18 protein-coding genes are annotated in these 23,481 nt (G+C 34.2%); 6 read left to right on the forward strand and 12 right to left on the reverse strand.

All coding sequences use genetic code 11. The features are described 5' to 3' along the window. Window positions 1-17: 17 nt before the first annotated feature. Complete coding sequence (locus ACMDB5_RS12220) at window positions 18-848, reverse strand: 1,4-dihydroxy-2-naphthoyl-CoA synthase (RefSeq protein WP_413998539.1); 831 nt, start codon at window positions 846-848, stop codon at window positions 18-20. A 232-nt stretch (window positions 849-1,080) separates the two neighbouring features. Between ACMDB5_RS12220 and ACMDB5_RS12225 the strand changes: the two genes are divergently transcribed. Beyond that, window positions 1,081-1,920 carry a histidine kinase dimerization/phospho-acceptor domain-containing protein gene (locus tag ACMDB5_RS12225; RefSeq protein ID WP_413998540.1) on the forward strand — a complete coding sequence of 280 codons (840 nt, stop codon included), beginning with the start codon at window positions 1,081-1,083 and terminating at the stop codon, window positions 1,918-1,920. 59 nt (window positions 1,921-1,979) lie between these two features. Here the strand turns inward: ACMDB5_RS12225 and ACMDB5_RS12230 are convergent, their stop codons facing one another. After that, window positions 1,980-2,834, reverse strand: coding sequence for a S1 RNA-binding domain-containing protein (locus ACMDB5_RS12230; RefSeq protein ID WP_414000387.1), 855 nt, complete (start codon window positions 2,832-2,834; stop codon window positions 1,980-1,982). A gap of 176 nt (window positions 2,835-3,010) precedes the next feature. Between ACMDB5_RS12230 and ACMDB5_RS12235 the strand changes: the two genes are divergently transcribed. Continuing rightward, a complete protein-coding gene (locus tag ACMDB5_RS12235) occupies window positions 3,011-4,363 on the forward strand; it encodes a M28 family metallopeptidase (RefSeq protein ID WP_413998541.1) in 1,353 nt (450 codons plus the stop codon). Between the two features lie 67 nt (window positions 4,364-4,430). Here ACMDB5_RS12235 and ACMDB5_RS12240 read toward each other — a convergent pair whose 3' ends face one another. Continuing rightward, a complete protein-coding gene (locus ACMDB5_RS12240) occupies window positions 4,431-4,772 on the reverse strand; it encodes a DUF2853 family protein (protein WP_413998542.1) in 342 nt (113 codons plus the stop codon). Window positions 4,773-4,897: 125 nt separating this feature from the next. Next, window positions 4,898-6,559: a 2-succinyl-5-enolpyruvyl-6-hydroxy-3-cyclohexene-1-carboxylic-acid synthase gene (menD, locus tag ACMDB5_RS12245; protein WP_413998543.1), complete on the reverse strand. Its 1,662-nt coding sequence runs from the start codon at window positions 6,557-6,559 to the stop codon at window positions 4,898-4,900. Between the two features lie 116 nt (window positions 6,560-6,675). On the opposite strand from menD, the gene ACMDB5_RS12250 reads away from it, so the two are divergent. Further along, on the forward strand, window positions 6,676-7,170 hold the full coding sequence (locus tag ACMDB5_RS12250; RefSeq protein ID WP_413998544.1) for an N-acetyltransferase family protein: 495 nt from the start codon (window positions 6,676-6,678) through the stop codon (window positions 7,168-7,170). Window positions 7,171-7,243: 73 nt separating this feature from the next. Here ACMDB5_RS12250 and ACMDB5_RS12255 read toward each other — a convergent pair whose 3' ends face one another. The 4 genes from ACMDB5_RS12255 to ACMDB5_RS12270 all read right to left on the reverse strand — a co-directional run bounded on the left by ACMDB5_RS12255 (window position 7,244) and on the right by ACMDB5_RS12270 (window position 10,560). Beyond that, complete coding sequence (locus ACMDB5_RS12255) at window positions 7,244-7,831, reverse strand: glutathione peroxidase (RefSeq protein WP_413998545.1); 588 nt, start codon at window positions 7,829-7,831, stop codon at window positions 7,244-7,246. A gap of 130 nt (window positions 7,832-7,961) precedes the next feature. Next, entirely contained in the window at window positions 7,962-9,257 is a 1,296-nt protein-coding gene (locus ACMDB5_RS12260) for a tetratricopeptide repeat protein (RefSeq protein WP_413998546.1), read from the reverse strand. A gap of 75 nt (window positions 9,258-9,332) precedes the next feature. Continuing rightward, window positions 9,333-9,884 (reverse strand): DUF4331 family protein, encoded by a 552-nt coding sequence (locus ACMDB5_RS12265; protein WP_413998547.1) that lies wholly within the window; start codon window positions 9,882-9,884, stop codon window positions 9,333-9,335. Between the two features lie 22 nt (window positions 9,885-9,906). After that, a complete protein-coding gene (locus tag ACMDB5_RS12270; RefSeq protein WP_413998548.1) occupies window positions 9,907-10,560 on the reverse strand; it encodes a DUF4331 family protein in 654 nt (217 codons plus the stop codon). 227 nt (window positions 10,561-10,787) lie between these two features. Between ACMDB5_RS12270 and ACMDB5_RS12275 the strand changes: the two genes are divergently transcribed. The 3 genes from ACMDB5_RS12275 to ACMDB5_RS12285 all read left to right on the forward strand — a co-directional run bounded on the left by ACMDB5_RS12275 (window position 10,788) and on the right by ACMDB5_RS12285 (window position 13,154). Next, window positions 10,788-11,318 (forward strand): RNA polymerase sigma factor, encoded by a 531-nt coding sequence (locus ACMDB5_RS12275; RefSeq protein WP_413998549.1) that lies wholly within the window; start codon window positions 10,788-10,790, stop codon window positions 11,316-11,318. After that, a complete protein-coding gene (locus tag ACMDB5_RS12280; protein ID WP_413998550.1) occupies window positions 11,318-12,103 on the forward strand; it encodes an anti-sigma factor domain-containing protein in 786 nt (261 codons plus the stop codon). The genes ACMDB5_RS12275 and ACMDB5_RS12280 overlap by 1 nt, the downstream gene beginning before the upstream one ends. A 106-nt stretch (window positions 12,104-12,209) precedes the next feature. Beyond that, window positions 12,210-13,154: a tRNA dihydrouridine synthase gene (locus tag ACMDB5_RS12285; protein WP_413998551.1), complete on the forward strand. Its 945-nt coding sequence runs from the start codon at window positions 12,210-12,212 to the stop codon at window positions 13,152-13,154. A 113-nt stretch (window positions 13,155-13,267) separates the two neighbouring features. Here ACMDB5_RS12285 and ACMDB5_RS12290 read toward each other — a convergent pair whose 3' ends face one another. The 4 genes from ACMDB5_RS12290 to ccsA form a co-directional block, all read right to left on the reverse strand. After that, on the reverse strand, window positions 13,268-14,797 hold the full coding sequence (locus tag ACMDB5_RS12290; protein ID WP_413998552.1) for a fibrinogen-like YCDxxxxGGGW domain-containing protein: 1,530 nt from the start codon (window positions 14,795-14,797) through the stop codon (window positions 13,268-13,270). Between the two features lie 29 nt (window positions 14,798-14,826). Continuing rightward, window positions 14,827-19,212: a beta strand repeat-containing protein gene (locus ACMDB5_RS12295; RefSeq protein WP_413998553.1), complete on the reverse strand. Its 4,386-nt coding sequence runs from the start codon at window positions 19,210-19,212 to the stop codon at window positions 14,827-14,829. 35 nt (window positions 19,213-19,247) lie between these two features. Then, window positions 19,248-19,718, reverse strand: coding sequence for a T9SS type A sorting domain-containing protein (locus tag ACMDB5_RS12300; protein WP_413998554.1), 471 nt, complete (start codon window positions 19,716-19,718; stop codon window positions 19,248-19,250). Between the two features lie 432 nt (window positions 19,719-20,150). Then, window positions 20,151-23,342 (reverse strand): cytochrome c biogenesis protein CcsA, encoded by a 3,192-nt coding sequence (gene ccsA / locus ACMDB5_RS12305; RefSeq protein ID WP_413998555.1) that lies wholly within the window; start codon window positions 23,340-23,342, stop codon window positions 20,151-20,153. Between the last annotated feature and the right edge of the window lie 139 nt (window positions 23,343-23,481).

Consider the following 23,481-nt stretch of genomic DNA (forward strand, 5'->3'; position numbering starts at 1 on the left):
CTTAATGCTGAGCTGTATTATGGCAACCATTTCTTTTCAAAACTTGGCTTTCTCTTTTCAAGAAAAGCATTTCTACCTTCTTTGGCCTCTTCGGTCATGTAAGCCAATCGTGTTGCTTCACCCGCAAAAACCTGTTGTCCTACCATGCCGTCATCTGTCAAGTTCATCGCAAATTTCAGCATTTTGATTGAAGTTGGTGATTTTTGCAAAATTTCCTGTGCCCATTCAAAAGCAGTAGCTTCTAATTCAGCATGAGGCACCACTGCATTTACCATTCCCATATCAAAAGCATCTTGAGCAGAATAATTACGCCCTAAGAAGAAAATCTCACGCGCTTTTTTCTGACCTACCATTTTAGCAAGATAAGCAGATCCGTATCCGCCGTCAAAACTGGTTACATCGGCATCCGTTTGTTTAAAAATAGCGTGTTCTTTGCTGGCAAGTGTCATATCGCAAACTACATGCAAACTATGTCCACCACCTACAGCCCAACCCGGAACTACGGCAATGACAACCTTTGGCATAAATCGTATTAAGCGCTGTACTTCTAAAATATTCAAACGATGCTGACCGTCTTCACCTACATATCCTTGATGACCACGGGCATTTTGATCGCCACCGCTACAAAAAGAATAAACTCCATCTTTTGACGAAGGCCCTTCAGCCGAGAGCAAAACCACGCCTATAGAAGTATCCTCTTGTGCATCGTAAAAAGCATTGAATAATTCAGCAGTAGTCTTAGGTCGGAAAGCATTTCGCACATCCGGTCTATTAAATGCAATTCTAGCAACTCCATTGCATTTTTTATAAGTGATATCTTCGTATTCTTTGGCAGTGATCCAATCCATTATAATAGCTTTAAATTATTTTAGTGTAAAAATAATGCATTTTCAGGCTTTAAGCAACTCTATTTCGACTATGAGAGAAAAGGAATCCATGACAATCCCAAAAACAGAAAAACAGGACGATTACTTCAAGCAAATGATCGAAACTTTTTTTACTTTCTCAAGAATATTCTTTTTACATTTACAACACCTAACATCTCATTATCAAACAGTTATTAATTTAATTTAATCTGTGATGAATTTTTGTGAAAAATATACTTCAGCTATAAAGGATACTGTTTTAATTTCTTTAAATCAAAATAAAAATTTGAAATATTGGAGAGACGATATGTTTACCAATACGCTTATTTTTGTAATTCCCTTATCTATTATTGCTTTAATCCCTTCTGTTCTTTGGGCTTTAGATTTTGGTTATTATCAGTTGGTGATAATTGATGTGGTTTCTGTTTTAATCATTATAATGCTGGGTTTTAAAAAAGGAATTAAAATAAAACACCGAAAACTATTATTTATAGGCACTGGTTACGTGCTTAGCTTTACTTTGATCTATTATGTTGGTCTTAATAGTACTCTCTATTTACTTGCTTGTTGTTTTTTATCCGTTTTTATATATTCTTTTAAAAACGAATACTTTCCGGCGCTTTTAAATCTATACATTTCAATACTTTATATTTTATTATATTATTTTGATTTCATACTGGCTAATAATGCTACTATTAAACCAAGTGAACTTTTTGCGGTTTTTTCGAACTTAATTTTTCTCAGTTTTTTAGTCTGTACCTTAATTCCTAGATTGTTCATGAGATTAAATGATAGTTTTAAGGAAACTTTACGGCATACTAAAAAAATAGAAAAGCAAAATAATTTACTCAAAGAGATAACTTGGATACAATCTCATGTTGTTAGAACACCCTTATCGAGATTAATGGCTCTAACTGAACTTTTAAAAAATACGGATAACTCTGTAGAAGAAAAAAAGTTTCTTTTAGATAATATAATCATTTCAAGCAAGGAACTTGATGAGATCATTAAAGAAATTGTACAAAAATCTGAAAGTGTACATGCTAATGAATAGCTAGACTTGAATTTGAAAACCTAAAAAAAAGACTAATCGTTATGATTAGTCTTTTTTTATTACTCTTTAACCAAGTAAATACCGTCTTCCTTGATTTCGATTAGTTTTTCTCTATATAAAGCTCCAATCGCTTTCTTGAAGGTTTTCTTACTCATCTTCAAAACCGTCTTTATATCTTCGGGATGAGAATTGTCGTTCAAGCGCAAGAAACCGCGACTCGCTCTTAGTTCGTCTAATATTTTATCAGCATTGGGTTCAATACTTTCATAGCCTTGAATTTGCAAGGAAACATCTATTTTATTGTCAGGACGAATGGTTTTAATATAACCACGCATACGATCTCCGGTACGAATTGCATCATCATAAACTTCATCTTTGTACAATAATCCTTTATGACGCTCATTTATAATAACATTGATTCCTATTTCGGTAATATGAGAAACAATCAGTTCCACTTCCTCTCCTTTTTCAACAGTAAGTTCTTCGTTTTTCAGAAATTGGTTGGTTTTACTTGATGCTACCAAACGGTTGGTTTTTTCATCCATGTAAAGATAAACCAGGTAACGCTTGCCTTTTTCCATAGGACGTGCTTGCTCTTTGAAAGGAACAAGAATATCTTTTTCCATTCCCCAATCCATAAAAGCACCAATTTGGTTGACATAATTCACACGTAAAAGCGCAAACTCATTCAATAAAATATAAGGTTCTAATGTAGTTGCTACCGGGCGTTCCTCATGGTCTAAATAAACAAAGACAATAAGTTCTTCACCTATTTCAAATTCGTTGGGAACATATTTATTAGGCAAGAGTATATCGTGTATTCCTTCGGGATCCGTTTCTGGCGTACCTAAAAACAATCCAACTTTAGTATCTCTGAGTATAGTTAACGTATTGTATTTTCCTATTTCAATCATTTTATTCATTTTTCTAAAGCGCAAAGGTACGAAGTTTGAAAATAGCATTACCAAAAATGATTTTGCAAAGAATATATATTCGATTACCAAAATTCCTTTCGAAATAATATCAGTCAAAAGTCTGGCTAGTTTTGATTTATATTTTTTTGTTAAATTTGAAAAAAACATAACCAAAAATGAAACTACATTCTATTATTTATCTATCCCTCTTATTTTTCTTTCCTGTTGTAATATCCGCTCAATCGACACTTAAGGATCCAGAAATTGACAAAATGGTTGCCGAAGTAAAAGCGGAAAATCTAGAAGCAACGGTACGTAAATTAGTGTCTTTTGGAACCCGACACACCTTAAGCGATACTAAAAGTAAAACCCGTGGCATTGGCGCAGCACAACGTTGGGTCAAATCTGAGTTTGATAAATATGCTTTAGAATCTAATGGAAGACTGACTGCCACAATTGACTATTTTACCGTAAAAGCGGATGGAAAAAGAATTGCAGTTGACAGCCAATTGGGCAATGTAATGGCTACTTTAAAAGGAACTGATCCAACTGATAATCGTGTCATAATCATAAGCGGACATCTTGACTCTCGCGTTTCTGATGTTATGAACACAACTTCAGATGCGCCCGGAGCAAATGACGATGGTTCTGGTGTAGCTGCGATGATGGAATTGGCCAAAATAATGTCTAAAAGAGAGTTTCCTTATACCTTAATTTTTGTTGCCGTTACAGGAGAAGAACAAGGTCTTTATGGGGCTAAACATTTAGCAGAACTTGCCAAAGAGTCTAAATGGAATGTGATTGCGATGATTAATAATGACATGATTGGCAACAGTTTGTCAAGCGGAACGCTATTGAGAGACAATACAAAAGTGAGAGTATTTAGCGAAACCATTCCATATCTGGAAACCGAAGAAGAAGCAAAAATGCGCAAAGCAACCAACAGAGACAATGACAGTCCCTCAAGACTGCTGGCGAGATACATAAAAACAACTACAAATCAATATATAGATCAATTGGACATCAATTTAGTGTATCGAAATGATCGTTTTTTGCGTGGTGGAGATCACACGCCTTTTAGCCAAAACGGTTTTCCTGCAATTCGTTTTTGCGAAATGAATGAAAACTATGAGCATCAGCACCAAGATTTAAGAACTGAAAATGGTATAAAATATGGTGATCTTCCTGAATTCATGGATTTTGAATACCTAAGAAAAATTACCTGTTCAAATCTGGCTGTATTCAGCAATTTAGCTTGGTCTCCGAAAGCGCCGCTTAACGTAGGAATTGAAGTTAAAGAGCTTAGCAATTCATCAACTTTAGTATGGAAAGCCCCTGAAGGAAAAAAGATTTATGGCTATCAAATCCTAATTAGAGAAACGGCATCTTCACATTGGGAGAAAAGCATTTTTGTAACTAATACTAAAGCAGAAATACCTTATTCTAAAGATAACTTTTTCTTTGCCGTCCAGTCAATTGATGAATTAGGACATGCAAGTATTCCTGTGTTTCCTATTCCAATTCGCTAAATTTATTTATCAAAAAAGCGTTCCCCAAGGCGAACGCTTTTTTTATTTTAATAAGGGTTTTTAATAATTAATTATAAACACTCTCTTTGTTAAAGTGAACTGTCAATAAATAATAAACAACCGCTCTGTATTTATTTTTGTTAGATCGACCGTATTTTTCCATTACAGCATCAATTCCTGCATCCAAACTAGATCCATCAGAAAGTCCTAATTTTTTGATCAAAAAATTATTTTTAACCGTATCTAATTCTTCTTGCTGGCTTCCGGCAACGGTAGCAGCATCCGCATTATAGATTGAAGGACCACAGCCAATCGTTACTTTTGTCAACAAATCCATGTTCGGGCTAACACCGCATTTGTCTTTCAAATCGGCAGCATACTTTAAAATTAATTCATCTCTTACACTCATAAATAAAGTTTTAAATGTTGATTAATAATTTTCTTATATCCTCAAATCTAAACATTTATTTAAAAAATAGCTATTATTTAATGTAAAAAAAATATTATAATTTATATACTCCTCAAAACTTTTAATCAAACCAACTCCTTGAAATATTGCAAAAGAATACTGTTATTTTCTAACATTGGAGTAAAAACTTCTAAAATGGCCGGTTTTTCATTTTGAGCATATAAGTTTTTCAAATTGTTTATTAAACTCGTTTCATCATTGGCAATTGCATATTCAAAACCATGCATTTTGGCCAAATGTTCGGCTGTCAAACTGTGAGATGTTTCAAAAAAGGTATTAAAAACAGGGGTTTCTTTATGTCCCGGTAAAATTCTAAAAATACCGCCGCCGCCGTTATTTATCAAAATAATCTTGAAATTAGTTGGAATATATTTATTCCAAAGTGCATTGTTATCGTAAAGGAAACTAATATCTCCCGTTATAAAAACGGTCTGTTTTTTATTGGCCACAGCCGCACCAATGGCAGTCGAAGTGCTTCCATCGATACCGCTTGTCCCACGATTACAATATACCTCAATTGAAGGATCTATATCTAAAAGTTGGGTATAGCGAATCGCCGAACTGTTACTGATTTGCAATAGACTGTTTTTGGGTAAAGTTTTAATCACTTTATCGAAAACTACAAAATCAGAAAAAGGAATTTTTGAGATATAATTTTCGCGTTTTATTTTACGCAAAAGATTTACCTCATTCATTTTATGAAAGTAATCGCTTGGAATTGCTTTTGTAAGAGGTAAAAACAATTCGAAAAAATCATTTGGATTCATTTCAAAATGCTTGGTCAAAGCGCCAAAAGTATCATAGGCACGCAAAGAATCAATATGCCAATGGTATTTAGGCTTATATTTTCGTAAAAAAGCTTTGATGCGCTTAGAAACAATCATTCCTCCAAAAGTTACCAAAACATCGGGACGAAAACGCTCAAAATCTTCCTCTACAAAAGGAGTAATTATACTGTCAATATTAGAAATAAAAGAAGGATGATGTAAATTTGAAGTCGTTTCTGTCAGCACCACAACCGATTCCTCTTGAGCCAATGTGTCAATTACAAAATCGCTTATCGTATTAGGCTCATTGACCCCAACGAGAATCATTTTTTTGGATGATTTATTCCAAATATCTGCAAATTCAGAGAAATCTTCTATTGAAATTGTATTATTTTCCTTTGCTGCAGTAGTAATATTCGCCTTTACAGAAAGCTCCGAAACCATTTCATACAAAGGTTCTTCAAAGGGCGCATTAATATGTATCGGCCCTTTTTTTAGGATTGCCGTATTAATGGCTTCATTTATTTTTAAATCATTTTCTACAGAAACCAATTCATTCAAATTAGCATTGTATAAAGAATGATTTATAAAAACATTTTGCTGTCGGATGGTTTGTCCGTCTCCAATATCTATTTTACTTTGAGGTCTATCGGCTGAAATTACAATCAAAGGAATCTGACTGTAAAATGCTTCCGCAAAAGCGGGATAATAATTCAATAAGGCCGAACCAGAAGTACAAACAAGCGCTACCGGTTTTTTAGTTTGCTGTGCGATTCCAAGTCCAAAAAAAGCAGCGGCACGTTCATCGGCAATACTATAACATTGAAATTCTGGATTACTAGCAAAACCAATCGTTAAAGGGGCGTTTCTGGAACCCGGAGAGATTATAATAGTTGTTATTCCTTTGACTAAACAAATTTGAATTAAACTTTGAGCTAAAGGTATTTTGGGGTAAATCATTGTTCTTATTTTATGTTTGCCTATCGGCTATAGTCAAAGTCCCAAAGATACAAAGTTCCTTCGTTTTTCTATAAACTTAAATAGTTTTCTTAATTTTGTAGTAAATTAGATTTTATATGAAAATCAAGATCAGACCCGCCGTTTTTTCAGACTTAGACACCATATTAGAAATCGTAAATCACCAAATACTCAACAGTACATCGATTTATGATTATGAGCCACGTGATTTTGAAACTCAGAAATTATGGTTTGAAAAAAAGCAAGATCAAAACTTCCCCGTAATTGTTGCGGAATATGAAAATGCTCCTATTGGATATGCAACCTATGGTACCTTTAGGGAAAAAACCGGCTATCGTTTTACGGTTGAGCACTCCGTTTATGTAGCTGAAGAATTTATAGGCAAAGGTGCCGGAAAATTTCTATTGGCCGAATTGATTCAACTGGCTAAAAAACAAGGTTTCCACAATATGATTGGCGTTATCGATTCCGAAAATCAAGGCAGTATCGATTTTCATAAAAGATATGGTTTTGAAATTGCGGGAACTATCAAAGAATCAGGTTATAAATTTGACCGTTGGCTGGATTCCGTTTTTATGCAACTTTTACTTTAAGTTTCATTTTCAACTATAAAAAAAGCTATTCCAAAATCAGGAATAGCTTTTTTATTTTAAACTCTTTTGAAAATTAACCTTTAATCCAATCAATTACAGATGGATCAGTTGGCAATGTTTTTGGTGCAATTACTTTCTCTAATTCTCCTTTTTCATTGATAAGGTATTTTTGAAAATTCCATTCCACATTCGAATCTTGCAATCCGTTTTTAGCTTTCTGTGTCAAAAATTGATAAACGGCACACATATCATCTCCTTTTACAGATACTTTATCCATCATTGGAAAAGAAACTCCATAATTTTGTTGACAAAAAGTGGCTATTTCTTCATTGGTTCCCGGCTCTTGTGAAGCAAAATTATTAGCCGGAAAACCTACAATAACAAAGCCTTTGTCTTTGTATTCTTTATAAATGGCTTCTAAATCTTTATACTGAGGAGTTAATCCACATTTTGAAGCCGTATTTACAATCATTATTTTTTTACCTTTTAAAGTCGAAAAATCAAAGATATTCCCTGACAAATCCTCTACTTTAAATTGGTAAATTGTTTGTTTTCCCATAGCTATTTCACTTTTACTTTTAACTGCTTTTTTGTTTTGAGCCTGAGTTTGACCACTAAAAAAGAATAATGAACAGCAAGCAAATACTAATATTTTTTTCATTTTTATATTTTTTATAAAATTAAACAAATAGCTATTATACCAACTATTTAAATATATATTATTTTGCTTAAACGGATGTTAAATAAAACCAAATACCAAAGAAAGCAATTAGAGCTGTAAAAACTCAATGCTACAATTGATTTAGCTTTTGGTCAAAATTAGGTCCTAATTCATAGATGCTGGAGAGTAATTCTTCCTTAATAGGTTTTGTTTTTTGCTTTAAATTATTCGATTTATAAATCATTGCCAAGTGGTATTGTACTTTTGGTTCAAATGATTTTCCAACTACGTGTTTTTGGGCAATTTCTAATGCCTTTTTATTTTCCCCCATATTCAAATACGACCAGGCAAGCAAATCATAGGAATCTGGAGTTGGACGGTGATCTACTTCCGTTTTTGCAATTTCTAATGCCTTCGAAGCCGTTTCTTTTGCATCAGCATAAATCAAAACATTGTATTTGTTGTACATCGCGCCATAATTGTTGGCTTCCAGCATTGCAAAATAAGCATTTCTATTTTCTGTTTCTTTGGCTTTATTTCCCTCAAATTGGGCAATTTGTGATTTCAATAAATAGAAATCGGGCGTATTGTGAGTCAATTCAATTGTCTCTACAATTCTTTTGGCTTCCGCTGTATTTCTTTCGTGCGAAAAAACAATCCAAGCAATTCCTTTCAAAGCATAGGAATAATTAGGATCAATTGCCAAAGTTTTCAGGTAACTATCATAGGATTCCTGAATTCTGCCTGCATGACCATAATAATCGCCAAGATTAGAATAAGACCAAATTTTAAGCACTTTATTACCTTCGTTTTCGGCAATATCTCTGGCTTTTTCCATCAAACCAATGGCGGTTTTCAAATCGCCTTTATGGTCATTCCATTTCGCCAATCGAATCAGATAATCATAGTCTTTCATATTTTGAAAAGCATTCAAATTCTTGATGGCTTCGGGATAATTACCTAATTCCATCTGAACATCAAATAATAATTTTTGAGTTTCTTTTTTCCCTTCCCCAATCGCTAAAGCTTTATTAGCTAATTCCAAAGCCTCTTTAAAGCGATGCTGCGTTATATAATTTCTTGCTAAAGATCGAATAGTTGAAGTCTTAGAATAATTATAAGCTGCATTAGATTGTGTCAGCAAAGACTCTGTCTTATATAAATATTTAATATTCCCAGTATATTCAAAAAGTGTAGCATAATTAGCAGCAATAAAACTTAAATAACTAATTTGATTGGGAGCAGCATCAAATTTTTTTTGCCAAAAATCGATTTCATTATTGGCAAAAGTCATTGATTTATTATCTTTTACATTTAAATATTTATTGTAATCTGAAGTTTTTGTAACTTCATCCGGTTTCGTTTCACAACCGAATATAAATAAGATCGTAAAACCCAATAAGGTGATTGTATTTGCTATTTTCATAATCTAATGTTATTTGTTAAAAAAAAACAGCGTGCAATTACAAAGAAAGCACCCTGTTTTTTTTATATAAAATTATTACCAAGCTGTAGCCAAATAAGGGAATGAGTTTAAAAATGGTTTATCATTGATGCTAACATGATCAGAAGTAAGTCCTGGGTTTGAAGTTCCTGCTGGTCCACCAAAAATTAATAACAATTCTGTATCAATTACGTCATCGGCTAAAGCCCTACCTGTTAGAATATTTGTTCCATCATAAAAAGTAGTTGTTTTAGTTTTATCAACATTCAATACATCGGTCGCTAAAAGCCCCGTAAATTGTGATGCTGTTTGAGTTAAAGCATTTGTGGTGTATCCCGGATATAAGGCTAACAATCTAGATTGAAAAATAGGTTGGTATTTTACTCCCATTGTTGAGGGAATAGCCAGGTTATATTCATCTTTTGTTTGACCAGCAGCAATAAAAACGGTATTTATTGCCGGTCTTGCCATTTGGTCTTGTTGCAGAAAAGTCCCTGAAAAATCAAGATTTACATGCTGACCATTATTGTCATTATTGTCGTCACAATTTACTAAAACAACTGTGCAAAATAATGTTATAGCTATAATTTTTAATTTATTTGATTTCATCTTTTTATGTTTTTAAATAAAATTATAATTGTTTTTTCTTTGTTTTAGCCCAAACATTTATAGTGCTTGAATTACCTAACATTGTTTTTGGAACTTCTACTACTACTGCAAGTACATTAGATCCTGCAAAAGTATCTGTCCCCGGATTATTGAATCCAGAAGCAGTTCCGGCAAGAATTGCCTTAAATTGTCCTAAGTCAAAAAAGAAAGGATCGTCCCTTGGTCCTGCAAAAAACTTCATTCCGTTTTTTGTTTCCACTACAGGGGTTGCACCATAAGCAGAAATCGCCACACTTCCTGACTCCGCACTCCTTTTAATTGTACTTGAATTACCAGTTGTCATCGGGGCGTAAGGTCCAAAGAAATACATCCTATTTCCTCTTTTAATGGCTTGAATCACTAAATCCTCCACATTATCACCTGTGTTGTCAATATTGATTTCAATCATTACATTTTCATTAAATACAGCTGAGGCTGTTGCATTAGGGCTTAACAGTCCTTGTGTATTTACTACAAATACCAAATTATTTGTGTCTTGCCCTTGAAAAGTATACATATCGGTAATATCAGCTGCATTACCAGTCACCGCAGGAGCATCAATATGATCTGCTGCTACTAAAATTAAGCCTGAAATCGCCACTAATGACAGGCCTAATATCATTTTTGTTTTTTTCATTTTGTCATAATTTAAAAGGTTAGTATTGTATTTACGTAATTGTATCCGATTTGGTTTTCCAAATCTTAAAAAAAAATAAATTTTATCTAATTTACTGATTATTAAACAATTACACATTACATGAAAGCGTGTTTTTTTTAATTTTCAAAAAAAATTAAACCAGCCGATAATATAACTTATCAATTGTAAATAAGAATGTATAAGTTTGTAACAGCAAAAAAAAGAATATGACCCAAGAAGAATTACTAGTATTGATTTATAAAAAAGACGAAAAGGCATTTACGCATCTTTATGATATGTATGCTAAAAGTCTATTTGCCGTAATCAGCGTTCTTGTAAAAAACAGAGAGGAAGCCGAAGATGTACTTCAAGACGTGTTTGTAAAAATCTGGAAAAATATTGATTCGTATCAGGAAAATAAAGGCCGATTCTATACTTGGATCATAAACATTGCCCGAAATACCGCTATAGATACACTGCGCTCTAAAAATTTCAACAACAACCAAAAAAACCTTTCTTCGGATAATTTCGTAAATCTATTAGACGATAGCAGTAAGCTAGTAAATAAAGTAGATACAATTGGGATTCAAGAATTTGTAAAAAGACTCAAACCAAAATGCATACAAATAATTGATTTATTGTTTTTTAAAGGCTATACCCAGCAAGAAGCTTCAGAAGAGTTGGATATTCCTCTAGGAACCGTAAAAACCCACAATAGAAATTGCATCAATGATTTAAGAAACTATTTGAAAGTATAATGGAAACAAAAGAATATATAGAATCAGGAATTTTGGAACTCTACGTTTACGGCTTGCTAAGTGAATCCGAAAATGAAGAGGTTACCGCTATGGCAAAAAAAAATCCTGAAATTAATGCGGAAATTATTGGCATCGAAAAAGCAATTGTGGCATTGTCTTCCAGTTTTTCTCCTTTTCAATCGGTGGCTAATTATGAAAAAATTAAAGCAAAACTCGATTTAAATCAAATAGCAATAATTGAAACGGAACCATCAAGAAACTGGGCACAATATATAGGTTGGGCGGCCGCCATTATATTAATGATTGGAATTGGTTATCAATACAATCAATTGGAACAAAGCAATAAGCAAGTAGTAAATATTGAGACCGAAAAAGCAAAAATAGAAAAAGAAAAAAATGAGTTTATGCTTAAAAACCAGCAAAGTGAAACCAACTTAGCGGTAATAAGAGATAGCAAAAATACCGTTATTATTCTTGGCGGACAGACTGTAGCCCCTGAATCTTCTGCTAAAATCTATTGGAACAAAGAAACCCAAGCGGTTTATGTTGATGCCTCCGGATTACCGGAACCTCCAAAAGGAATGGTTTATCAAGTTTGGGCATTGAAATTAAATCCTTTGACTCCAACTAGCATTGGGTTATTGGAAAAATTTGACGAAAATAACCAACACATTTTTGCTGTAAACAACACAGAAGAAGCGGAAGCCTTCGGAATTACGCTAGAACCAGCCGGCGGAAGTTTAACACCTACAATGGAACAATTATATACTTTGGGTAAAGTGTAAATTCTGAACCAAATTTTATTTACAAAAAGACTTTCAATCGAAAGTCTTTTTTTTGTTTGATACAGTTGTAGTTTGCATTGATTATATTTGCACAATTATAATTTTCATGAGCTACACCCTACTTTCTTCGCCACTTCAAGGATTTACTGATTTTCGTTTTAGAAATGCCCAAAACAAGTATTTTGGAGGCATTGACACCTTTTATTCGCCTTATATCCGTTTGAACGGAAAACTGATTATCAAATCGTCTTATCAGCGCGATTTACTTCCGGAAAACAATTCGGATTTAGAAGTTATACCGCAAATTATTACAAATGATGCCGATGAATTTTTATTCGTGGCAAAGTATGTTCAGGAATTGGGATACAAAGAACTGAATTGGAATTTAGGTTGTCCTTATCCTATGGTGACCAAATCTGGAATGGGCTCGGGATTAATTTGCCAAACAGAAAAAATAAATACCATTCTGGACAAAGTACATGCCGAGTCGGATATTATAGTTTCGATGAAAATGCGTTTAGGTTATGAAAATACCGATGAAATCCTTCAGGTCTTACCCATCCTAGAGCAGTACCCAATCAAAAATATTGCGATTCACGCCCGCCTTGGAAAACAATTGTATAATGGAGGCGTAAATTTAGATGCCTTTCAACAGTGTGTCGATGCTACAAAATTGAAATTGTATTACAATGGCGATATTACATCGGTGGCTAAATTCAATGAAATGCAAGAGCGTTTTCCTTCGATAGACCATTGGATGATAGGCAGAGGCTTAATTGCCGATCCTTTTTTGCCTAGCATGATAAAAAGCAACAGCATGGAATATCCATCCAATAAAATGGAATTATTCAGCGATTTTCACGATACCTTATATGCTGGCTATAGCGAATCTTTATCAGGAGCAACACACATTTTATTGAAAATGCACCATCTATGGGAATACTTTTCGGTTATCTTTTCGAACCCACACAAAGTCCATAAAAAGATAAAAAAAGCCAAAAGCATCCGTAATTATGAGCAGGCGGTGAGAGAAATTATGAAAGAAGGATAACGTTTTGAAGGAAAATTACGCAATTAATTTGTAAAACTTTACGTTAATATTAATCCAATATCTTTAAACTAAAAAGCTTCCAATCTTTACAGAGTTGGAAGCTTTTTAGTTTATTATCTCACCCAATACCAAATGGTTTCTGGTTCTTGCATACATCCCTCGATGCCACAACCAGAAGAAATCCATGGAGCTGGTTTCCAACCTGGTCCTGAAATTAAAGTTCCCCACCATGATCCGCCTGAGCAGTCCAAACTTGTGGTTACAAATCCTTCATTACCACAATTGGAGTACCAAGGCATTCTTTGTTCAATCCCTCCATCACTATAAGTCCAAGTGCCGACACTTCCATCAAGCCCAAATTTTGTATTTATGGTAATATTAGTTTGTGTATTATTGGAGTTAGTAAATGAATAATTACCATTTGCAGTCCAAATTCCTCCATAGCTTCTTCTTGATTTTGCATCAATCATATATTGAAAACCGCTACTGCTTTTTTTAATATAGTCAGCCCAGCCAATAATGGAATAATTAGAAGATATACTTGGGGAAGATGTATTTAAAGAAATAGCATTGCCATAATTCCATCCTGCATTACTTGCATTACACATAATCAATGTCCATCCACCACCATCAGTTGTCATATCGGCATAAATCTGGAAAGGAGTTCCTCCATTAATATTGGAATTCGATATCCAATACAATCCATCCGGAGAGGATGGATAATCCTGTTTGATTTGATAAGCGCTTGTTGCTGCTGTGGTTGCTGTCAATCCATTCTTTACAGACGAAATTACTTTTCCGTTTTGGGTCAATCCATTTCCATAACCTACAATTCCATTTTTATTTATGGATTGAGGAATATTGGCATCTATTTTTCCATATTTATCTAATGTTGGAATTTGTTTAAAAATAGTAATTTCATCAATGCTACCGGATCTTATGAAAATATCAAATCGATCCATTGCTGGTGCAAAACCAGAAGCTGTTGCAGATGGACTTGTTGGATTCAAATAATCAAAAGCGGATAAGTCGGGATTAATCCACATCTCCGTTTTATTCAAACCATAGTCTATACGAACTATTACCAAATTTTGTGCACTTAAACTTGCTGAAGACGAACTCAAATTAGCAAGAGAAGCCGCTAAAATGGACATATTCGAACCACCACTCGATCCAATACCGCCAGTTTGTGTGTCTCCGTCAAAAAGCCTGATGGTGGGAGTTCCTCCTCCCGCAGAAGCTTCAAAAATGGATATAAATTGAAAATAAACAACCCCTTTATTTTGCAACGGAAATGATCTTCCTAAAGAAGCAATATCATTACAGGCTCCATAACAAGTAAAATCGAATTCGGCTTTAAGGCCGGTGGTTATCAATCCAGCATAATTAAAACCTGTTGTTGAAGTTTTTAAATATCTATTATCATAAGTCTTTATCCAATCAGTTGACCAACCAGTACCACCACTTGCATTTAATAATGATGAACCACTGGCATAATCAAATCCTTCGTAAGCAACCAGATTAAAACCTGCTTGAATTGTTTGTGCGTTTCCCAAATAAATATTTACTACTAAAAACAGTATCAAATAATTAATACGGTTGGAAAATTTATCTACTACAAACTTTAAATTAAATTTATTCATCTAATTGATTATTTAAAAATATTAATTCATTAATAGAAGAAATCCATTTGAATTCTATCTCCAGCTGTTAAATTATAATTGCCATTATTAGACGGAACATAAGTTAATGTAGTTCCCGAAAAAGAACAAGCTGTATTACTAACTCTAATTCCATTTACATACATTTTTATTATTCGACCAGTTAAAGGAGTTTGAGTTACTGTAAAATTAGTTTGACTAGCGGTGGCGGTAAATTCAGCATTCACTTCTCTCGGTCCAGTAGAAACTGTTCCGTCTGCCATTAAATACTGGATTGAAGTTCCTCCTGATATCACAAAAGATGATCCAGTAACTGCATTACTAAATGTTTTTGCTCCAGCAACAGTTTGGGTATTAGTCAAGTCAACAAAATTTTGAGTTGCTGAACCAGTACCTCCATTGGCTATAGCAACAGTTCCTGTTACATTCGTAGCATTACCCGTTATATTTCCAGAAATTTTTGAACCACTTACTGTTGCAATTTTAGCATCAGTTACATTTGAATCCAAAATCATAGCAGTAACTACTTTGCCACTACCAATTGTCGTTGCATTGCCAATAGAAGTAATATCTCCTGTTAAATTTGCATTGGTTGAATTTGCATTAGTAACAAAAGCGGTAGTAGCCAGTTGAGTTGTACTTGTTCCAGCTATAGCTGTTGGTGCAGTTGGTGTTCCAGATAATGCTGGTGAAGCCAAATCAGCTTTTAAATTTAATGCCGTTTGAGTTGAAGTTGATATTGGTTTATTTAAATCAGTGGTGTTATCCACATTTCCTAAACCAACCATTGTTTTAGTAATTCCTGAAACCGTTCCTGTAAAAGTCGGTGAAGCTAAATTGGCTTTTAAATTTAATGCCGTTTGAGTTGCAGTAGAAACCGGCTTATTGGCATCAGTTGTATTGTCAACGTTTCCTAATCCAACCATCGTTTTAGTAATTCCTGAAACTGTTCCTGTAAAGGTTGGTGAAGCCAAATCAGCTTTTAAATTTAATGCCGTTTGAGTTGAAGTAGATATTGGTTTTAATAAATCCGTTGTATTATCAACGTTTCCTAATCCAACCATCGTTTTGGTAATTCCTGAAACCGTTCCCGTAAAGGTTGGTGAAGCTGAATCAGCTTTTAAATTTAATGCCGTTTGAGTTGAAGTTGATATTGGTTTTAATAAATCTGTTGTGTTGTCAACGTTTCCTAATCCAACCATCGTTTTAGTAATTCCTGAAACTGTTCCCGTAAAGGTTGGTGAAGCCAAATCAGCTTTTAAATTTAATGCCGTTTGAGTTGAAATGGATATTGGTTTTAATAAATCTGTTGTGTTGTCAACGTTTCCTAATCCAACCATCGTTTTGGTAATTCCTGAAACCGTTCCCGTAAAGGTTGGTGAAGCTGAATTGGCTTTTAATGCTAAATTAGTTCCTAAAGTAGATTCCGCTGCAAGAGCACGAGTAGTTTCTGCAGCCAAAGCCGTTGAACCAGTTGCAACTGTTCCATCCACATAGCTTTTAGTCGCTTTCTCTGTTGGAAATTTCACATCCGAATTAGAAGCAAATGTTCCGTCAGTGCTTTTGTTAGTTGTATTTTCTTTCGTTGCTTCCGCAGTTGTAGCGCGTGTTATTTCTGTTGCCAGATTTGTTGTTAATGTAGCTTCTGATCCAGTGGCACGAGTTGTTTCGGTAGCGATTGCAGTAGCATTGGTTGCTTCCGCTGCAGTTGCTCTTGTGGTTTCTGAAACCAAATTTGCCGCAATCGCATTTTCGGAAGTTGTAGCTCTGGAAATTTCAGCTGTCAAAGCCAATGAAGTTGTTGCAGCAGTTCCATCAACATAGGTTTTTGTCGCTTTCTCTGTTGGGAATTTCACATCCGAATTAGCAGTAAAAGTTCCATCTGTACTTTTATTGGCTGTATCTTCTTTCGTTGCTTCAGCAGAAACTGCTCTGTTTACTTCCGCAGTTAAATTCGTTGTTAAAGTAGCTTCTTCAGCAGTTGATCTTGCAGTTTCTGAAACCAAATTCGCAGCAATCGTATTTTCGACAGTGGTTGCTCTGGAAATTTCAGTTGTCAAAGCCAATGAAGTTGTTGCAGCAGTTCCATCAACATAGGTTTTTGTTGCTTTTTCTGTTGGGAATTTAACATCGGAATTCAAAGTAAAACTTCCGTCTGTACTTTTATTTGAGGTATCTTCTTTTGTAGCTTCAGCAGTAGTTGCTCGGTTTACTTCCGTAGTTAAATTCGTAGCTAATGTAGTTTCAGCCAAAGTGGCTCTAGAAATTTCATTTGTTAAAGCCAAAGAATTTGAAGATGCACTTGCATCCACATACGTTTTTGTTGCTTTCTCTGTTGGGAATTTCACATCCGAATTGGATGCGAATGTTCCGTCAGTGCTTTTGTTAGTTGTATTTTCTTTGGTAGCTTCTACAGTTGTTGCACGAGTAGTTTCTGTTCCAATAGCATCTGAATTAGCTGTTTCAGCTGCTGTAGCTCTGGTAATTTCTGCATTCAAATTCGTTGTCAAAACTCCATCTGCTGCTGATCTTAAGTTTTCTTCGTTTGAAATACTCGTTGTTAAAATTCCTTCAGCTGTTGTAGCTCTGTTGATTTCGGCAGTTAGCGCTGTAGAACCAGTTGAAGCACTCACGTCAACATAAGTTTTAGTAGCTCTCTCTGTTGGGAATTTCACGTCTGAATTAGATGTAAATGTTCCGTCCGTGCTTTTATTTGAAGTGTTTTCTTTGGTTGCTTCTGCAGTTGTGGCACGAGTAGTTTCTGTTGCAATGGCATTTAAATTAGTTGTTTCAGCTGCCGTGGCTCTGGTAATTTCTGCGTTCAAATTAGTTGTCAAAACGCCATCTGCTGCTGTTCTTGTACTTGCTTCGTTGGCAATACTTGTTGTCAAAACTCCTTCGGCTATTGTAGCTCTATTTATTTCTGCAGTTAATGCTGTTGAACCAGTTGAAGCAGTTGCATCAACATAGGTTTTCGTGGCTCTCTCTGTTGGGAATTTCACGTCTGAATTAGATGCAAATGTTCCGTCTGCACTTTTGTTAGAAGTGTTTTCTTTGGTAGCTTCTGCTGTTGTGGCTCTAGAAGTTTCTGCAGTTATAGCTGTTGCATTTGCTGTTTCTGCTGCTATAGATCTGGTAATTTCTGCGTTCAAATTCGTTGTCAAAACTCCATCTGCTGCTGATCTTAAGTTTTCTTCGTTTGAAATACTCGTTGTTAAAACTCCTTCGGCTGCAGTTGCTCTATTTATTTCGGCAGTTAATGCTGCTGAACCATTTGAAGCACTCGCATCAACATACGTTTTAGTAGCTTTTTCTGTTGGAAATTTTACGTCTGAATTCGATGCAAATGTTCCGTCTGTACTTTTGTTAGCTGTATTTTCTTTGGTAGCTTCTGCTGTGGTAGCTCTAGAAGTTTCTGTAATTATAGCTGTTGCATTTGCAGTTTCTGTCGCTGTTGCTCTGGTAATTTCTGCATTCAAATTCGTTGTCAAAACTCCATCTGCTGCTGATCTTAAGTTTTCTTCGTTAGAAATACTCGTTGTTAAAACTCCTTCGGCTGCAGTTGCTCTATTTATTTCTACAGTTAAGTTTGTTGCCAAAGTTGCATATGAAGAAGTTCTTGCCGATATTTCAGCAGTCAAGTTAGCTGCAATTATTGCATCCGCAGCTTTGGCTCTTGTTACTTCTGCAGTTAAATTTGTTTCCACTAATCCAGTATTGGCATCGACATAAGTTTTTACCGATTTTACACTTGGATATTTAGTATCAGATCCTCCGTCAGCAGTAAGATCAGTACTTTTATTTACTATATCTTCTTTTGAATCTAAAACTGCTTGAGTCGCCGTTGATACCGGTTTATCTATATCAGTCGTGTTATCCACATTTTGAATTTGCAAATTTGCTTTGGCCTCCATAACAGTACTAGCATTAGTACCTCCGTTTTTGATAGCAACCACACCGCTTACATTTTCAGCATTTATTGCAGAAAAGGCATAAGGAACATAGCTAAAATCTTGATTGCTTATCTCTACAAATGAAGAACAACTCCCATTTATATTCACGCCAACGGCTAATTTTTTGGTGAATTTACCCCAAGAAATAGTTTCAAAAGACGATGCATATCCACCCGTTTTTTCTCCACTACCAATCATTAAATTAACCATTCCATATTGATCTGTCTTAGTTTGAATAATTTCTTGATATTCCAGATTTGAAAATTCATCAACAAATTTAAAAATCATACAAAGGTCCTTATTCATTAATGGAATATCCTGACTTCCTTCTTTTGATTGTTTTGTTGATGGATTCAATATTACAGCTTGGTAAGTAATACCTCTAGTCTGTGAATAACTTTTTAATGCAAAAAAGAATATAAAAAGTAAAATTATTTTCTTCATAATGTAATTATATTTCTAAGGAACGATCCCTTTTATTATTGTTTAATGATTTTGGTATAATGGATAAAATTATCGGTTTGCAATTGCACTAGATAGGCTTGACCTGAAATCACACTCAAATCAAAAGTTAAAACTTTATCGATTGGTTTTTGGGATTTTTTAAAAACTAAATGTCCACCAATATCAAAAATAAACACATTTACAACTTGGTCAATTGGCTCCGAGAATTCAAAACTAACAGTATTAATAAAGGGATTAGGGTAAGTTCTTGTTTTAATATTGCTGTAATAATTTGACGCTATATATTTATTCCAAAAACTCTGCTGAAAACCTTGCATAACTATATAATTCTCCTTAGAAATGCCAATAACACTTTGCTGACCAATAGTTTGTTTAACAATAATTCCATTTGAAAGTTTTTGGGTAGCTCCCTGTGATGAAATCATTTGATGATGTAGAACCTGCCCATAAAAAGAAGCAGTAAAGAGTAATAGTATATACTTCATAGGCAGACATTTTGAAACAACGACTTTATTTTTTAGTCGTTTATAAATTAATTCTACTTTTTCAAGTAAAAAACTGTGACAAATATAGATTAAACACCAAAAAATACGATTAAAAACATATTATATTATTTAAAAAATTTTATTAAAGCCAACTAAAATTGTTAAAAAATTATGATTTCTAAAAACTTAGAGTCCGATATGAAAAGAAATTATTTGATTCTTAAACCTCAAATTTCACATTAAAACCTATTGTAACTCAACTTCTATTTTAAAAACTGATAATAATTCGCTGTTTTATATTTAAAAACAATCCACCAGCATAAAACCTAATATTGAAAAGTTTGCTCCACAATGAAGTGCTTTGCCAAATCTATTTTAAACAAAAAAGGTTCAACCGCGAAGTTGAACCTTTTTGTTTGGGAGAAATTACTCCTATTTTTTATAATACTTTCTGTACTTTGGATAAGTAATCGCTCCAATGAAAGTAATCGTTCCTAATGAATACCAAATCCAGTTTAGAGAATGGGCTTCACCGCTAGCATATGAATGCAATCCTACCAAGTGGAAATTCACCCCATAATAGGTAAACAAGATAGAAATAAAAGCAAACATACTCATCAGATTAAAAATCCATTTTCCTCTCATAGCAGGTACAAATCGAGCGTGAATTACAAAAGCGTAAACCATAATACTGATTAGTGCCCAAGTCTCTTTTGGATCCCATCCCCAATAACGTCCCCAACTTTCATTGGCCCATTGTCCTCCAAGGAAGTTTCCAATGGTTAACATAATTAGTCCGATAGTTAAAGCCATCTCGTTGATATAGGTGATTTCTTTAATATTCAAATCCATCTTTGCTTTGTTCTTTTCATTAGTAAAAAAGATCAACAACAAGGAAACAAAACCTAAAATCATACCCAACGCAAACGGTCCGTAACTCCCCACGATTACCGCCACGTGAATCATTAACCAATACGAATTAAGAACAGGCTGTAAATTAGTAATTTCTGGATCGATCCAGTTTTGATAAGCCGCCCAAAGAATCATTGCTGTTACAAAGGCCGATGAAGCTACGGTCAGTTTCGATTTTATGTCGAAAGCCAAACCAAAGAACATCGTTGCCCACGCTATATATATGATTGATTCATACGCATTACTCCAAGGTGCATGCCCGGAAATATACCATCTGGCGATTAAGCCCAAAGTATGCAATCCGAACAATATTCCTATAATTACATGCATTGCATTTACTGCAATAACCAAGGCTTTACGTTCTTTAAATATTAACAAAATTGTAAACGCAAGCATTAATATCGCAGAAAGAATATACCAATAAATTAGTTTCTGAAAAACATCATATTTATTATACAATATTTCAGTTGTTACCTTTTCTTCGCTTGGCAATACTTTACTTCCAAATTTTCTCTGAAAACCGTGAATACTTTCCAGTAATTCATCGGCATTTTTATAATCATTTGAAGTCGAAGCATTATTTAAAGAGCCAAAATACAAGGGCAAAACACTCTTCGTATAAGTAGAATCCATGCCTTTTAAACCCGAATTACCAACTTCTAAATAAGAAATCCATTTGTGGTTTGTATCATTCGGGATCGGGAAAATCTTTAATATTCTTCCGCTCAAAGCCGATTCCATTAAATTTACTTTCTTATCCGTTTCAATAAAATCTTTCTCAAATTTATTTGGATTTGCTGCCTTATAGGCCTCTTCTAAATAAGAAGATAGCTTATAGTTCCCTTTTTCATCAAAGAAAGAGATAAAAGGAGCATATTTTGCTTTAACATCAATCCCGATAATTTTACGAATGCTGTCATTACCTCTATCGATATAAATCAACGGAACTTCAATCCATAATTGTGCATATTGGGACATCGATAAAAATACCTGATCCGAATTCATTCCATTGAATTCGTTGGCATGACTCACTTTTCGCAACAATTCAGACGAAAAAGTATTGATCGGCTTCATCCTTCCTCCTGCATCCTGGATAATTAATCTTCCAAATTTGCCGGCGTGAGCTTCGCTTACTTTAAATTTGTTTAGTAAAGAATCTAATTGCTTTTCGGTTGGTTTAGTCCTAACATGTGTTCCATGATCAGCATGGTCGGGATGATTTCCATGTTCATCATGCTGATGATTATGAGTTTGCGCCATTGCCCCAAAACTCAAGAACAAAACTAAAATAGTAATCAGTTTTGATTTTTTCTTTTTAACTACTTCTAATTTGCGTTTCAAATCGGCAAAACGAGAATACTTGGTAAACATAATTGCCATCATCGCAAAGTACAAAAAGAAATACCCAATATAAGTAATAAGTGTTCCCCAATAGTCATGATTTACTGACAAAACTGTCCCTTTCTCATCTGGATCAAATGAAGATTGAAAGAAACGATATCCTTTATGATCTAAAATATTGTTCATATAAATTCTGGCATCAAATGGTTTTTCAGTATCTTCAACAGTAACTTTACTTTCAAAAGAAGAATAACTTTTTTCTGTACCAGGATATCTTTCGGCAATAAAATCATTCAATTTTATCTTGAAAGGCAGCACATAAGCTTTGCTTCCAAAGAAAAAAGTATAATCCATTTTTCCGATTTTTACCGTTTGAAAATCACCTATTTTCCCTTTAGAACCCAATACGGTTACTTCTTTCTCCTCTCCTTCAGCAGTTACTTTCAGTACCAAAGCGTCTTCATGAGTTTTGGCTTTAAAATCATTTTCTGATTCATAAGCAATAACACCTTTTACAGCCTGATCCGGAAATACAAATCGCATTTCGCCAATGCTGTAAAGCGAACGCATCATTAATGGCTGTACATTATCCTTAGTTACGGCTCCTTGTAATTTGTCAGCCATACGCATAAAATTCCCTTCAAATGGCGTTTGAATTGTATACGCTTCTCCGTTAGTGTTGATATTAATAGCTCCATCAGTCGGCTTATTCAACGCAAATAAAACGTTGTGAATATTTTGAACTTCTCCTTCTTTTAGATAATGTTCATGACGACCGCCATCTCCTGCTTCTACAATTTTCAAATACAAAATACCTTTAGGATCGGCTTTTACATATTCTTTTGCACCCATGATAAAATTCTTGTACTCGACTTTAAAAGGTGTATCTGCAAATTGACCCGAAACAGTAAAATTATTATTGGTAACCGGAGAAAGCAATAAAGGTTTTTCAAAAACCCTACGCTTCATTTCTCCTTTATATTCTCCATCGACAAAAATCGTAAGGAATGTTTTATCTGAATAAAATTGATTTTCGCTTGCTCCTTCTCGGATTGGCATCATTCCTTCATAGCTGATATACCTTGTTATAAAGGCTCCCAAAAGGATTAAAACAAAAGCCAAATGAAGCATCAAAGTAGCCCATTTTTCTTTTTTAAATAATTGGTATCGTTTTATGTTTCCAATAAAATTGATCATAAAGAATACCATAATTGCTTCAAACCACCAGGCATTATAAACCAGAATACGAGCTGTATCTGTATTATACTTGCTTTCGATAAAAGTTCCTGCACCCATTGCAATTGCAAAAACGACAAAAAGAAACGCCATTAATCGTGTAGAAAATAAAAACGAGGATATTTTTTTATTCATTTGTAAGGAATTACGTTTTATAAAAGTGCGACAAAAGTACTTAAAAATGTTGACTTCTATGCTTGCATAATTGTTAATTAAATCCAAAATTAAGCCTTCATAACTTTATTTTTTCATTCATTATTTGAGTCTTCCAAGT

The organism is Flavobacterium sp. W1B (assembly GCF_047344965.1).
Classification (GTDB): Bacteria; Bacteroidota; Bacteroidia; order Flavobacteriales; family Flavobacteriaceae; genus Flavobacterium.